The organism is Exiguobacterium sp. s36 (genome assembly GCF_018618345.1).
Taxonomy (GTDB): Bacteria; Bacillota; Bacilli; order Exiguobacteriales; family Exiguobacteriaceae; genus Exiguobacterium; species Exiguobacterium chiriqhucha.
Map to the genome: position 1 here is coordinate 678040 of NZ_JACSLW010000001.1, position 15111 is coordinate 693150.

General features: G+C 53.5%; 8 protein-coding genes. All 8 read right to left on the minus strand.

The features are described from left to right. Positions 1 to 2 precede the first annotated feature (2 nt). The 8 genes from KNP95_RS03420 to KNP95_RS03455 all read right to left on the minus strand — a co-directional run bounded on the left by KNP95_RS03420 (position 3) and on the right by KNP95_RS03455 (position 15062). Positions 3 to 800 (minus strand): ABC transporter permease, encoded by a 798-nt coding sequence (locus tag KNP95_RS03420; protein ID WP_021066433.1) that lies wholly within the window; start codon positions 798 to 800, stop codon positions 3 to 5. Between the two features lie 16 nt (positions 801 to 816). Next, positions 817 to 2106, minus strand: coding sequence for a nucleotide sugar dehydrogenase (locus tag KNP95_RS03425; RefSeq protein WP_021066432.1), 1290 nt, complete (start codon positions 2104 to 2106; stop codon positions 817 to 819). A 141-nt stretch (positions 2107 to 2247) separates the two neighbouring features. Continuing rightward, positions 2248 to 4422, minus strand: a complete 2175-nt coding sequence (locus KNP95_RS03430) for a glycosyltransferase (RefSeq protein ID WP_035385642.1) — start codon at positions 4420 to 4422, stop codon at positions 2248 to 2250. Next, the gene (locus KNP95_RS03435; protein ID WP_214835444.1) at positions 4419 to 7490 is read right to left on the minus strand and encodes a CgeB family protein; all 3072 of its coding nucleotides are present in this window, start codon (positions 7488 to 7490) and stop codon (positions 4419 to 4421) included. The genes KNP95_RS03430 and KNP95_RS03435 overlap by 4 nt, the downstream gene beginning before the upstream one ends. An 81-nt stretch (positions 7491 to 7571) precedes the next feature. Then, positions 7572 to 7877 carry a hypothetical protein gene (locus KNP95_RS03440; RefSeq protein WP_021066429.1) on the minus strand — a complete coding sequence of 102 codons (306 nt, stop codon included), beginning with the start codon at positions 7875 to 7877 and terminating at the stop codon, positions 7572 to 7574. Between the two features lie 9 nt (positions 7878 to 7886). After that, positions 7887 to 10571 carry a glycosyltransferase gene (locus tag KNP95_RS03445; RefSeq protein ID WP_214835446.1) on the minus strand — a complete coding sequence of 895 codons (2685 nt, stop codon included), beginning with the start codon at positions 10569 to 10571 and terminating at the stop codon, positions 7887 to 7889. A gap of 199 nt (positions 10572 to 10770) precedes the next feature. Then, positions 10771 to 12846: a bifunctional metallophosphatase/5'-nucleotidase gene (locus KNP95_RS03450; protein ID WP_214835448.1), complete on the minus strand. Its 2076-nt coding sequence runs from the start codon at positions 12844 to 12846 to the stop codon at positions 10771 to 10773. A gap of 263 nt (positions 12847 to 13109) precedes the next feature. Continuing rightward, positions 13110 to 15062, minus strand: coding sequence for an asparagine synthetase B family protein (locus KNP95_RS03455; RefSeq protein WP_214835450.1), 1953 nt, complete (start codon positions 15060 to 15062; stop codon positions 13110 to 13112). Positions 15063 to 15111 lie beyond the last annotated feature (49 nt).

Here is a 15111-nt window from a genome sequence, read left to right on the forward strand (position 1 = left end):
CCTCAAATGTAATCGATGAAATATCGACGGAAGCGCATATGGATCATCGAACCGACAAAGAAGAGGACGAGCACGATCGCCCAATAGTAGAGACCATACGCCCAGTTGTTCGCGAGCCAATCGGTCCCGAGGAACATCGAACGATACCCTTCAATCAAATAGTACAACGGGTTGATTTGAAGAACCTCTGCGAGACGGCCGGTCGGAACCCAAAAAATCGGCGTCAAGTACATGAGCATTCGCATAAGCGATTGCAGTAAGTTTTGTAAGTCGCGCACGATGGTCGTCAGTGCGGACGTGATTAACGCTAGCGAGTAAAGTAAGGCAAGAGCACTGATCGCCAAGTATATGAACCAAAGCGAATGAAGCCCCATCGGATAGCCGAACGCCCACATTAACACGTAGGATACCGCCACTAAAATGGCATGGCGATAAAACAACGATAACAGGACGTAAGCAGGAATCGTTGAGATTGGAAAGCTCATCTTGGAAACTAACCCAATCTTCGAATAGACAGACCGAGCCGTAGAAGTGATTGCCGCGGCAATAAAGAACCAGACGACAATCCCTGCAACGAGCCATGGCAGAAACGGCACGCCATCAATCGGCCTGCCGCTTCGAATACCAAATCCAAATACAAACCAATAGACTGCGATTTGCAGCAATGGCGTGACGAATTCCCATAAAAATCCGAGGTACTGCATTGAATAGTTGCTCTTCGTCTCATACGTCGCGAGACGCATGATCAGATACTTACTCGACTGCAGTTCTGAAAGAATAGCTTTCGCGGATTTAAACATGTGAATTCACCTTGAATCAACGTACGAGATTCGTTTCCTTTGTAAATTTGTACAAGTTGCCGTAGTTAACGACTGCCACATCTTCGCCAGCTGGCTTCACGATGTTGCGCGTATCAAAGATCATCGGACGACGCATCGCTCCGCTGAGTTCAGCGAAATCGAGTGTCTTGAACTCGTTGTGGTCGACGAGGACGAGGACGAGGTCCGCGCCTGCGATCGCTTCTTCTTTCGAGACGAGGTCGAAACGGCTCGATGTCGACTTCTCGACGTGACCGTCATGAACCGAGATGTTCACGCCACGGTCGAGCAAGAGCTCACAGATGTCGACAGCTGGGCTTTCACGCATGTCGTCGACGTTTCCTTTGTACGTCACGCCGAAGACAGCGACTTTCGCGTCTTCGATGCCCGCAACGAGCTTCTCGACGTTGTCGGCCACGTAGGCTGGCATGGAGACGTTCGTCTCACGCGACAAGTTGATGATTTGAGCGAGGTCAGGTGACTTCGCGACGATGAAGTATGGGTCGACCGCGAGGCAGTGACCACCGACGCCAGGACCCGGGCTATGCAAGTTGACGCGCGGGTGTTTGTTGGCCATTTCGATGACGTCGAGGACGTTGATGTCGAGGTCGTTACAAACTTTAGCGAGTTCGTTTGCGAGGGCGATGTTGACGTCACGGAACGTGTTTTCCATGAGTTTCGACATTTCAGCCGTCTTCGCGTCCGTCTTGACGATTTCGCCTTCGACGAATGTGCCGTAGACGCGTGCGCCAGCTTCCGCACAAGCAGGCGTGATGCCGCCGACGATGCGGTTGTTGTGCACGAGCTCATGCAAGATTTGTCCAGGAAGGACACGCTCTGGGCAGTGAACGAGGAAGATGTCTTCGCCGACGACGAATCCAGCTTCTTCGACGAGTGGCTTGACGAAATCGTCCATTGTACGTGGTGCGATCGTCGACTCGACGATGATGACGTTGCCTTTCTCGACGAATGGAAGGACTTTACGTGTCGCGTCCAAGACGTATGTGAGGTCGCACGACTTGTGCTCGTCATCATTGTTTGGTGTCGGGACAGCGATGATGAATGCGTCCGCTTTCTCCGGTGAGAGTGACGCACGGAATTTACCTTGCGCGACGACGTCTGCGACGACTTCGCCGAGACCTGGCTCTTCAATGTGGATTTCACCACGGTTCAATTTATCTACGACGTTTTGAGAGATGTCTACCCCAACGACGTCGACGCCGTATTTAGCGAAGACTGCCGATGTCGGCAAACCAATATACCCAAGACCTACTGTACATACTTTCATTTGTAGTAACCTCCAAGTGTGTGTGTGCCCTGCGATTTCTCGATGCGAGCATGTCCATCATTTTATTTCAGTTTCGACAATAAAACAATACTCATTATACTCTTGAACAAATCAGCCGGGCAATTACATTTTAATGACAAATCAATGTTTTTCCGTTTCGGACAACGCCTCTAGTATAAGCTGTTCCAGCTTTTTAGCAAGTGTTTCGACCGCGAAGTGCTCAAATGCATAGGTTTGAAGCGGTTTTGCCGCTTCGAGCAGACGATCAGAATCGTCGGCGTACGAACGGATGATGCCGACGGCGTCGGACACATCTTCCAATAATAACGCGTCCGGATAAATCGTCTCGCTCCCCGTCCAGTGACGGATGAGCGGATACGTGCCCGACGTCATCGCTTCGGCAGGTGCCAAATGGAAGCTCTCGAGATCGCTCATCGAGAGGACGAAGCCAATCTTTTGTAGCCATTCAGCGACATCATCGCCGTGTCCGTCGAACTGGACGCTCGACTGGAACTGCGGCTCTTCAAGTCGGGCGAGCAACTTGTCGTAATACGCTCTTTCATCTTCCCGTTTATTGATCCAATAAATCTCGTTCGGATGATGTCCTTTAATAAAGAGTTTATAGCGACGATCTTGTTGCAACAGCTGCTCGAGCAAATCGAGCGCCAAATCGAGTCGCTTCAGTTTCGGGTTGACGCCGATCATACCGAGGTGGAACGTCAAATCTTGTTTCACTTTCGGCTGAGCCAAGCGTTTCCCGTCGACGGCGTTATAAATCATCGTCATCTTGTGGCGCGGAATGCGGAACAGACGGTACATCTCTTCGAGCATATACGGCGAGACGAGGATGATTTTGTCGATGTTATGCAAGTTGTACTGACGTGGGAACGGTGTCTCTTTCTCTTGACGGTGAATCCGCACAATCAGCTTTTGGTGCGGCAACTTGTGCTCCGAGTACCAGACGGCGTTGCCGAGTCCCCATTCACAGAAGATGATATCGGCCTGCTCGAGGCACGCCTTACTGTGATTGACGTTGTGAATCTTATGGCCGTCCCATTGGTCGACGAGCACGTTGAAGCGCGGGTTCTCCGAGAACTTCTGCATGAACAGCTTCAAGAACTTCAAGTCGTGGCCCGCGAAGACGATCGTCAACTTCTTCATCGCCCACAGCTCGTCACGGAGGCGCGCATGCGTGTTCGTGAACGTATAATACTGGGCCATGTCATACAGACGCTTGGCGGCCTCACGGTAGATGGTGGCGTCCGTGAGCGCGAGACGCGCCTTGTCGATGAACTCTGACTCTGAATTGACGAACAACGGATAGTCCGCTCCGAGGATGAGCTCATGCATCGGATTACGGTTGAGTAGCACCGGCTTTCCGAGCGCACCATACTCGAGTAGCTTCGTCGACAGTTCGAGCGAGGCGTCGAGTTCCGGATGGCGCCAAGATACTCCGACCGCACTCGACTCGATTAACGTCTCGACATCGCGACGCGGGATTCCTTTCAGCCATGTCACGCCTGGATCGTGACCGAGTCGATGTGTCACGTCTTTGCGGAAGTTCGGGTTGTTCGGGTCTTGATTGAACTTGTCACCGGCGACATGAAGCTCGGCCGTCGGATGTGCGGCGCGCAATTTTGCGAACGCCGTCAAAATCTCGCTCGAATACCAGAGCGGCGCAAACTTGCCTGTATAGACGAGGCGGTCGTTCGGTTTCGTGAACGATGGCGTCGCCTCTTTCACGTTCGGAATCATCGGGTTCAAGATGAGGAACGGTCGCTCCGTCGGGAGGAACGTCTCAAAATAATCTTTCATCGCCGACGTCTGGCAGAGCATGCGGGCCGAGCGTGAGGCGATTTGCTTCAAGCGGGCCAATTCTTCGTCCGACGCCTGCGTATGGTCGTGGGTGAAGTCAGTGATATACGTCCACGTCTTCGCCATCGTGTCCTCATACGCCGACAAGTTGTAGGCGAGCTGGAAGCCACGGATGAAGGCCAAGTCGTACGAGCCGCTCATCATGAGCTCATGGATGAGTTGGGCCGCTTCAGACGGCTCGAGTACTTTCTTCTCATAGTACGGTTCGTCCTTCTTCGGTGACGTCTCGCCAAATACGTCGAGGAAGCGGACGTTCGGCAACTCACGAATCGACGCCGTCACTTCCGGTTTGACGATCGAGCGTTTCAATAAGACGTCGACGTGAATCGACGGGTCTTGTTTCAACATATGGACGACGGACGTCAGCCAGATGGCCGACCCGTCAATCAAGTTCAAGTTCACGTCCCCATAGACGAGGACGCGAAGCGGTGCTTTCGTCATAACGTTACCTCCTGGGCCATCTCGTCGGAGAGATTGGCTCCGCCTTTGACGTATTGATACGGGTCGATGCTAAAGATCCGCTCGCCGGACTGGGCCAACTCTTGGAGCGACGCATCGTTCGTCAGCACGTCGAGTGCCTCTTGGATGCTGTAGAAACGGAGCGCCGCCGGTTTGACGAGCGAACGCGTCGGCACGGCGTCGAACACGTAGCGATAGCTCGCATCCACATCTTGTTTCTCGAGCGTCCCATCAAACGTATAATGGTCGCCTTTCGTCAAGATGTTGGCGTCGGCATAACGCGCTGCCAAAATATAGTCGGACACGTAAGACGGGCCATAATAGTCGTCCCGGTTCACGAACGCCATCCATTCGAAGCCGTCCAGAATCTCAGATAAGGCGTTATATTGCGTCAAATAACTGAGCATGAACGTCGAGATCGTCTCGGTGTTGTACTCGTTATAGACGTCGATATAGCCGTCGAACTTATCGAGGAACACGACGAGGTGTGTATGCTTGTAGTCTTGCGTTTCATAAATCGATACGACCCGCTCCATCTCCTCTTTCGAGCGGACGATGGCGACCATGGCCACACGGGCGTGGTCGACACGATACGGGATACCGATTGCCCCGACGACTTGGGCGAGACGTTGCGTGTACGTATGATACGTCAACACGTGACGCATCCCGCGCATCGCGACGTCCTCATAGAACGCGTCATCGGTCAACAGCTTCTTGAACGTCTCATCGAGCATGGCGTCACCCTCATCGAGGAAGACATAATCGCCGAGCATCTGTTTGACACCGATGGAGCGCGTGCTGACGACCGGCGTCGCACAGGCGAGGCCTTCGAACACACGACGCGAGAACATCGTCGGTGAGTCATTGACCGAGTTGACGTTCAGCATGACTTTAAAGCCTTTATACGCTTTCGCGATTTGGTTATATTTCAAACTGCCGCGAATCGAGTCACGGAACTGTTCCGGGAATTGGAGCTGATCCGTCTCACCGCGTTGGTTCATCTCATAGTTGCGGTCATAGATGACGAGGCCGTAGCGGTCCGCCGCGGCGAACAAACGGTCCATGTCTTGACGACGCGACTCGTGTCGGTTCGTGTAATACGAGCCCGCGAACGAGGCGTACGGTTCACGTGTCCCCGGTAAACGAATCGGGTTGTGTTCTTTCGGTTGTGCCGCGAACGGGAGCGCGCCGACACGGTCGTGCCCGCAGTCGCGGATGTAATCCTCGACCCGGTTCTCGTCCGTCGTATAGACGTAGTCGAATCGTTTCGCCGTCTCGATGAAGCGGTCGTAGTGAATCGGGTCTTCTTTGTTCCAGAACACGGTCGGGATGTTGTTGTGACGGCACCATTCAAGCAGGCCGTCGAGCTCTTCCCACGTGTTCGTGCCGTATTTGACGACCTTCTTCTCCCACGCCCCGGCGTTCCCTTTCCACGCCGACTCGACCATCAAGAAGTCCGGTTGTTCATCGGCGAGGACGGCCGGCCAGTTATCCGGTGTGAACGTGATCAAGTCACATTCTGGGCGGTACGAGGCGGTGGTGAACTCATCAAAGATGGCCGCGACTTTCAATTCGTGCAGCTCACGCGGCACGGCACGGAAGAGACGGGCCTCGCGCACATCGAGCCATTCCGGGCTACGCGTGCGGTCGCTGATGATCTCTTCAGTGACGCGAATCCGGTCGATGACCGCTTCCCCGTCGCCGTCGACACGAAGCGCGAAGCGGAGACGACGCGCCTCTTTCTCAAACTCGAAAATTTTCTCCGAGCCGAGTTGGACTTGCTGCATGTTCAAGCGACCTTCCGTCGAGTACGTGATGATATAGAGGACGACGTTCGTCCCTTCGCCCATCTCGCCGTCGAGCGTGACCCGGTAACGGCTGTTCGATTTGACGTCGAACAAGAAGTCGACCGGTAACAGCTTGAAGCTGTTGTTCGTCTCAGCATACGAGATGTAACGGCGATTGCCTTCCCCGGTCTTCAACTTGACGACGAGCTGGTCTTGCTTGTGTTTCAATTTGATCGTGTCCGGTGTCGGCACCGTCCACATCGATGGTTTGAGCGATAAAATCTCTTCACGGCGGACGCTCTTCTCGCGAACCATGCCGAGTTTCAAACCATGTAGTTCACCGTGACCAGACAAGCGGACGAAATAACGGACCGTCGTATGGCTCGGTGTCAGACGGATGATGCCACTCAGTCCGAGCGGGACCTCGATCATTTGATCTTGTCCATCAGCCGTATACGTGACGACGAACAGCGAGGCGTTCGCCGTGCCCGTCACCATCCCTTTTAAATAGAAACGATAGACGTCATCGTCCATATCCCCGAGCGGGAAGTCGATGGCGCGTTTCGTGTTCACATGCGGGAGGGCCGATTCGCCGACACCGAAGTGGACGTATTGGCCACCGACGCCGTGCAACAACAGTTTGTCATCTTCAAAATCGACGACACGGTTGATGGCCGAAATCAATTCGAGCTGTTTTGGCGTCAAATCGATGCGATAGTCGAAATCGCTATCCTGCATGTGATAAGCCATCCCTTCGACGTCCCAGAGCGAGACACCGTTGACGTTCAGTTCGATGACACTATACGAGCCTTTTCCTTCCGTCTCGACCGTGAAGCGGACTTTCGTCTCGTTCGCGAGCAAGGCGATATCGGTCGGAGTCTGATTGTAGACGAACACGTCACGTGAATGTTTGTTCCGTTGATAGAGCGACACTTTGATGGCAGGTGTGACATCACCGGCCGCCTTCGCGCGGAACTGGACGTGCATCGTCCGATTCGATTTCGAGAACACTTTTTTGATGTCGATCGTGTCTTCTTTCTCATCCGGACGATACGTCAAGACGACCGCTTCCGGGCGTGAGATGACGACGTCGGCCCCTTCTAGATGGACCGCATCCGATGCGGTGTACCAATTCGGGACGATCGGTCCCGCTTGACGAGATGTCACGCGGTTGAGCGCCTTGTTGATGATGCGTTTCCCGACGCGACGCGAGCGTTGGACACCGAGATGTGCCGCCCGACGTGCTTTCGTTTGCCAACCCATATGTCTTTCCTCCAAACTGCGGGGTATTCCCCTCGATTTCACTAATAAGGAAGCGACACATCACATGTCGCTCCCGGCTGGTCATTTCCGTTTGACGATTTTGCCGACACGGCTTCGGACGGCACGCGCTGCGAGCAATCCTTTTCCGACTTTCGACTGGGTCAAACTTTGATATTTACGATTAAGTTGGCGATAGCGTTTATCGGCCTTATCGACTTCTTTTGAAATCCATTCCACCGTATAGAGCAGTTCGGCGTACCGATGCAACAGACGTTGATATTGTTGGCTCGTGATGCGGTATTCACGTTGAAGTCGTTTATTTTCCTCGATTTGTTCAGCGAGCTGCATCTCGAGAAGGTTCTTTTCTTGTTTCAATTGTTCACTCATGTTGTCACCTCAACGGAATACGTCGAAATACAGACGTTTCAATTCATTTTTTTGACCGCTCTCATACAGATCGATGAACTGTTTAAAGCGGGGGCTCTTCGGTTCGAGCGGCTTGAACTGCTCGTAGATGGCATATAACAAATCGGCGTTGCCGAAGAAGTCCTCGTCCCGCGACCGGCGGATGAACTGGAGATACCATAGCTCAAAGAACCGTTCGAAGCGGGTCTCACGATAGACATCGAGTACACCTTCACGCTCGAACGCCTTCGCCCGGGCCGTCTCGCGCAACACACATTTCTCGAAGTAACGACGGGTGATCGTATTGACGGTCGATCCCGCCACGGCCGCGTAATAATCGTGAATCGTCAAGTCGACGAGTGCGACACGTTCGGCCGATAAGAACATCTCTTGGAAGAAGAGCGAATCTTGACCGACCGCCCCGATGACTTGTTTCAAGCCGTTGTCGACGATGAAGTCGCGACGGATGACCATCGCCTGGATGCTTTGCACTTTGAAGTTGTGCTCGAGCAGGTAGGCACGCGGGTCTTCAATCATGCGGATGCCGCCTTTCTCGAGCCCTTCAAGTTCGATCATCGCTTCGCGGTTCGACAGCTTCAACATGCTGCCGACGGCGAGATCGAGTCCCGGTTCGCGCGTCATCAACTGATACAGCTCATGATAACCATCGTTGACCGCCTCGTTGTCCGGGTCAAGGAAAGCGATATATGGAGTCGTCGCCAGCTCGACACCTTTGTTACGAGGGCGTGAGGCACTGCCGCTGCCGCCGTCTGCGAACGAGTACGTGTAGACGTTCGCATGTTCGCGCGCCAAGCGCTCGACGTAACGGCTCGTCTCGTTGTCGGTCGAACCGTCATCCACGAGCCAAATCTCCATATCGTCAAACATCGTGCTCCGCTTCAAGCTGAAGAAGCACTTGTTGTACAAATAACGACCATTGTTATAGACCGGCACGACGACAGACAATTTGTAGTCGCGCGGTGCGTTCGGTTGGAAGACGACCTCGCCTTTGACGAGTTCGAACCGGTCGACGGCATAACCCGGCAACGTCCGGCTCTTGAGCGTCCGTGTTGCGACTTCTTTGAGCGACAGTTGCTCCGCGACGAACACGGAACGATGGACATCGGTCACGTCCGTCACGAAATCGTGTTCCGGACCCGAGACGAGCGTCTCGCCGTCGAAGTAGGCCGCTTTCGTCACGAACGATACGTCCGTATATTTGAAAGCGTTAATCAAGTCTTCTAAATAATAGGCTTCATACGTATAAGCCGAGTCAAAGAACGCGACGAACGCCGCTTCCTGCAAATCGGTCTCCGTCACGGCATCTGCCATCCGGAAACGGACGTTGGCGTACGTCTGGTCGTCGACCATAGCTTGAAGACGCGACTCGACACCTGAGCCGACGACGAGAACCGGACGGGCCCCGAGTGCTTCCGTCTCAAGTCCGAGCGCGAACAACATCTCTTCGAACCGGTCATGCATCGTATGTCCGGCCATGATCGTACGGACGCCCGCTAATTGCTGGCGGTACTTCTCGTCCTCGGTCTTGAACATGTTCAAAATCTGTTTGGCGTCGAGACGGCCCGTCGCGATGAACACGTTCGGGAAATCGTTGTTGACGGCGATATTATAGTTCGTCAAGACGAGGTTACCGCGTGCTTGCGCATCGTAAATCGCTTGTGCGCTATACGTCGGGCTGTTCTTCACTTCGTTGACGTGAAGGACCCAATCGACGGACTTTTTCAAACGGTCCATGTCCGTCTCGCTCGCGACGAGATATTGACGGTACGCTTCGCCGACTTCCTCGTTTTTGTCACGGTCTGATTTAATCACGTGGAGACGGTGGTCCGTCTCTAAGACGCCATCCATCAATTTGTCGACGTCTTCCATGAACGCTTTTCGCATTGGGAACTCATTCGTGACGAGCACGTCGTTCAAACGGGCGCGTGTCATGCCGATCGGATTGTGACGCAATTGGTTGACGAACGGCTTGATGACGAAGACACGGTCATGTTTGCACAGTTCGGTGTAATCTTGGACCCGCTCTTCATTGGCCGTAAAGACGATGTCACACTTCGCTGCGAGTGATGCGTAACGCGCGTAATGATTCGTGTCGGCCTCGGTATGGAACACGACCGGGATGTCGCGATAGTTGGCTTGCTTAATCAATTTTTCGAGCCATTGGCGCGAGTGCGAGCGCGGTGTCGCCATGTGTTCAAAACTTGTCGCCTCATCACCTGGAAGGATCGGGCTAATCATGAGGAACTCGATGTTCAAACCTGCATTGACGAGCTCTAAAAACTCGGTGACCGTCTTGAACGTATGGACGTTACAGACGTGATTCCACATGTCGGCCCGTTCAACCGGTCCGACAAACGCCACATCGATGAGTTTCTTCTTATAATAAGCACTCCCGTTCGATGCTGGATATTCCGGTAAGTCGTTCGGGAAACGCGCGGTCGCCGCATCCCATTCTTGTTTGAGACCGGTGTTATACGTCTCAAGCTTTTGGTCATCCCAATATGGGAGTTGTGCTTTTTTCGTCAACGACGGCAAGTCATTGATGAGAATGACATCGCCTTCATCTAGCGGTTCTTTTTGTGAAATCCGTTCCCGTTCTGCACGTACCCATTTCGCGTGCTCTTGAACGTCGGACAATAATCGTCTTACATCCATTCAATTCGCCTCATTCTTTCATCATGTCGTATCGTAGGTTTCACACCTACACCCTCTGTCATAGTATCAAATATCAGATAGGCAAGCAATTTCAGTCAGATGACAATCGGACGACTTGCCATTCCCCTCTTTTGTAATACCCGACTTTCCTTCCCTATAACAAAAAAACTCCCCTGAATCATCAGGGGAGTTGGACTGCTTATTCGGCTGCTACGTCGACGATGCGACCTTCCACTTTCGGTTCGACCGTGACAAGGCTTGCCACGTGGTCGCGCAAGTTTTCCCAGTCCGAGAGACCGAGGTCTTGAACGCGGCCTTGTGCGTAAGCTGCGCCGAGCTCCGCGAAGCCATCGCCGCCTTTCGCTGTGAACGCGTTCGTTGCGACTTTATAGCGTGTTGCATCTTCTGCTACGAGCACTGGTGCTCCGTCTTTCATGTACTCGATTTTCGTCACGCGTTCGCCTGACGGTTGCGAGCTATCGTACGTCACTTTCAAACCAGCGACGTGAAGGAAACCACCGTTCTCGTTCGGAAGCGGTCCGACACTGCGTTCGAACGTTTGATAAATCTCTGTCCCTGTAAGGTCAGCGATGGCGAGCGTGTTCCCGAACGGAAGCGTCGTGAGCACTTCACCGATCGTGATCTCACCTTCGTTGATCGCTGCACGGATGCCGCCACCATTTTGAATCGCACCGATGACGTCAGGGCTGAATGTCTTCGCTTTCGCGAGCATGCCGTCCGTGATCAAGTTCCCGAGTGCCGTTTCGTTCTTACGAACGCTCACGCCAGTCGTGTTATCTGGGTCGCTCGTACGTGGGTTCGTGAGCGCTGCTGTTGCTGAAGCACCTGTTGGTTGCTCTTTCAACACATCGACTTCTTCTTTGAACGGTGCGAGGAGCTGTGTCGCTTTCGCGTCTGCTTCGAGCTTCGTCACATCGATTAAAGCACCTTCATGGGCAATCACTTTTCCGTCTTGGTCGAACGTGACGTCAAGTGTGCCAAGGTATTGGCTATATTGATACGCTTGGACGATCAACGTCGGGTTGTCCGTATCCGCGTTTCTCACTTCCGGCTTCGCGAGAAGCGAGTGCGAGTGTCCGCCGATGATGACGTCGATGCCTTCGACTTCTTCCGCGAGGATTTGGTCGTTATCGACTGTTGGGTTGTCATCGTAACCTAAGTGCGTGACGGCGACGATTTGGTTGACGCCAGCTGCTTCGAACGCTGCGACAGCCGCTTTCGCTTCCGCGATGTAGTCTTGGAACTGGGCGTTGCCCGGGCTTGCGATTTCAGACGTCTCTTCTGTTGTGAGACCGAAGAAGCCGACTTTGACGCCGTCTACTTCTTTAATGACACCTTCATACAGACGACCGTTATATGGCTTGTCTGTCACCGCGTCACGGAAGAGCGGGTTCAAGTCTGTGTCTGCTGAGAAGTCGAGGTTCGAGCTGACGAACGGGAAGTTCGCGTAGCGGATGAACTTGGCAAGTTCGGCGTTGCCGTCTTCGTCGCCACCGAGATCGAACTCGTGGTTCCCGAGTGTCATCAAGTCGTACTTCATGTAGTTCATGAGTTTCAAGTCAGCCATTCCTTCAAACTTGTTGAAGTATAGTGAACCTGAGAATACGTCCCCAGCGTCAATCAAGAGTGCGTTCGGCTTCTCGGCGCGGACTTGTTTAACGGCTGTTGCGCGTTTTGGCGCCAAGTCGAGTGAAGCGTGCGTGTCGTTCGTGTGCATGAACGATACCGTGTTCCCACCGACCGAATAAGGAAGTTCAGCTTCGATTGTGCGGCCATTGCTCGTAAATTTCGCATGCGCCGTGAACGAACCAATTTTTGATGTATCGATGCCGTGAACACGGACGAGACGCTCGACCGTTCCGTTCGCGAAGCGAACATCGAGACGAAGTGCGCTCGGCACGTTCTCCCCTTGTTTGAACGAGAGTGCTTCCCCCGGTTCGATGGCAACCGGATAGTTCAAGACGCGGACACGCTTCTCGACTTTAATCCCCTTGCCGACCACGATCCCTTTCGCCGTTTGATATGTACCGAGTTTGTTCAACTTCACCGATGATTTGTACCAATGGATGTTGGCGCCTTGATATGTCTTGTCGAGCGTGGCGTCGAGGTCGCCTCCGCGGACGAAGTCGGCTTTCAGTTTGACCGTCTTAACTTTTGGTGCCGCGTCAGCTGTCGCTGCCGGAACGATCGATGAAGCGGTGATGGCCGCCACAGCGAGTGAAGCGTACAACTTGTTCGTTTTACGTGTGAGCATTTGATTTTCCCCTTTCAAATGTGGTGAAGCAGAACTAAAACGAATGATAGCGCTTACAATGTCTGACGGATTACAATCGGCCTTGCTCCCTATTCCGTCTTCAGACCTATCGTTTCAGAGACCACTTTCCTCTCTAAACATATCCAATTCCACTAGTAAATACAATTAATTTTTCGTTAATTCCGTGTATCTTTTCCAAAAAATCCCCCGATTGCAACATCGAGGGATTCCATGGAAATTTAAATACGTTAGGCAAAAAGACCTTATTCGGTTTCAATCAGTTCATGAAGCTGGGTGAACGGACTCGACGCCCCTGCCTTCAAATGCCCGTGCTCAATCTCTTGGAGACGGAGCGCCTCGAGTTGCATCTTCGAGGCCGCGCCCCATTTGTTCGGTCCACAATCACGAAGGGCAACCGTCCGGACCATGAGTTCCGTCGCGTCATCCGTGGCATCGAACTCGACCCAAACTTGGTTCGGTCCGCCCCAAGCGGCGATGTCTTCAGATAAATAGAGCACGCCGTCGACCCAAATCTCATAGCGCATCCGCCCCAAACCGAGCGACGACCGTTTCTCGAACGGGTTGAGCACGTTCAAATTCAAACGATACGTCTGTCCCTGTTTCGTCGTCAGGATTTGTGAGTACGCCATATGGTCGCCTTTTTGCATCGTGTTCGCCTCGAGGTGGTATGACACGTTCGTCGTCAAGCGCCGGATGGTCAACGGGATCGTCGTCTCGTCCAAACGGCCACTCGTGATGACCCCATCGAGCGCCATCCACCCTTGGTCGAGCGTTGGATGCATATAGTCACGCATTGTGTCCCGCTTGTTCACACCCCAGAACGCGAGCACCGGCCATTCGTGACCAATCACTTCATAAAATAGTTTGGCGTATAACCGGTCCCCATAATCTGGCATCAAGAACAGCTCCAGGATGGCGCGGGCGTTGAATGGGATATACGTCTCAAACGCGACATCGCTCTCGGCGAGCACTTGCTGGTGCCAGACACCCATCCGATACTCCCAGTACAACAAGTCATACGGATCATAGCCATGAAGCGTTTCTGTCGTCAAACCGACCGCGGCCACGTAGGACGTCCAAAGCGAGACAACACGCTCGTCTTCCCGCGACTTCCACGAATAGCAACGAATCGCCCCTTCGACGGTCAACTCGGCCGGCAGCGTTCGGTTCTTCCGATAAAACGCTCGCCCGATCTCAAGGATGTTCGAGCGCAAGTGGCGCGTCGGACGGTCTTTGTATAGTTTCATATATTCGTACGCGTGGGCATGGCCGTGACGTGATGTCACGCTTTGCCGCAACATCGAACGGAATGCCCGTGTCTCCTCGGCTTGTTCGAACGCTCGGTCATCGACTGGGATGACGCGATGGCGAAACTGAAGGTCACGCGCCATCATCGCTGCGACTTCGACATCGATATCGAGCGATTCGACGTGATGACCTGCCGCCACGTTCTGATACGTGAACGTTTCGATGTTCGAGAGGAACGGTTTGAGAAGCGCCAACGACAGGCGACTGTCAATCCCGGCCGTGAGCGAGAAAATCATGCGTTCGTCCGACTCGAGCAGCTGATGCAGCTGATTGTCGAACCATGTCCGTAGCGGTTCGATGGCCGCCTCGACCGGCAACGCATCGAGCGGACGCCGTGGATAATAGCGTGTCATCCGGTTCGTCTCGTCCACGAAATGGTTCGGGACGAGAATGCGAATCGACGCATAAATCGTGAAATGACCTGGCAAGTGATAATGGTTATGTTGTCGCAATTCGTCCGAACAGAGCGGGTGCGCCTCAGACTGGACGTCTTCTTGTAACAGTTCGAGATGCGACGCCGCTCGGAGCGGTGCGTCCGTCGTGAAGTAGACACCTCGCATCCCGGTCGCGTCATGATAGAGGCGCACTGACGTGTCGTCACCCCGAATCAACACGTAGCGGCCACCCATGAAGTCGAGCGCCTCATGAAATGCGTCCACGTCTTGCCCGTTCAATCGTTCGAGCACTCCCTGTCGGTCACGCTGTTGCGCTCGGATGTCGAGGATGTCCCCGAAAGCGAGGAGCCAGCGGGCACCGTCTTGAATCAAGTCGACCGGACTGAGCGGGTCATAATAAAAGAAATCGCCGTTCGGCAAAGTGATTGTTTCCCATCCTTCACGTTGTAGCCGTGTAGCGGTCATTAAAAATCCGCGTTGATAAGCTTGCATGCTGTCCCCTCATTCTATAGAAAATTCGTTCTTTGACTCTAAAAAAGAC

What these genes read in the sequence shown, in the direction of transcription:
- KNP95_RS03420 (WP_021066433.1), bottom strand. Translation starts at nt 800, where the DNA reads ATGTTTAAATCCGCGAAAGCTATTCTTTCAGAACTGCAGTCGAGTAAG.
- KNP95_RS03425 (WP_021066432.1), bottom strand. Translation starts at nt 2,106, where the DNA reads ATGAAAGTATGTACAGTAGGTCTTGGGTATATTGGTTTGCCGACATCG.
- KNP95_RS03430 (WP_035385642.1), bottom strand. Translation starts at nt 4,422, where the DNA reads ATGACGAAAGCACCGCTTCGCGTCCTCGTCTATGGGGACGTGAACTTG.
- KNP95_RS03435 (WP_214835444.1), bottom strand. Translation starts at nt 7,490, where the DNA reads ATGGGTTGGCAAACGAAAGCACGTCGGGCGGCACATCTCGGTGTCCAA.
- KNP95_RS03440 (WP_021066429.1), bottom strand. Translation starts at nt 7,877, where the DNA reads ATGAGTGAACAATTGAAACAAGAAAAGAACCTTCTCGAGATGCAGCTC.
- KNP95_RS03445 (WP_214835446.1), bottom strand. Translation starts at nt 10,571, where the DNA reads ATGGATGTAAGACGATTATTGTCCGACGTTCAAGAGCACGCGAAATGG.
- KNP95_RS03450 (WP_214835448.1), bottom strand. Translation starts at nt 12,846, where the DNA reads ATGCTCACACGTAAAACGAACAAGTTGTACGCTTCACTCGCTGTGGCG.
- KNP95_RS03455 (WP_214835450.1), bottom strand. Translation starts at nt 15,062, where the DNA reads ATGCAAGCTTATCAACGCGGATTTTTAATGACCGCTACACGGCTACAA.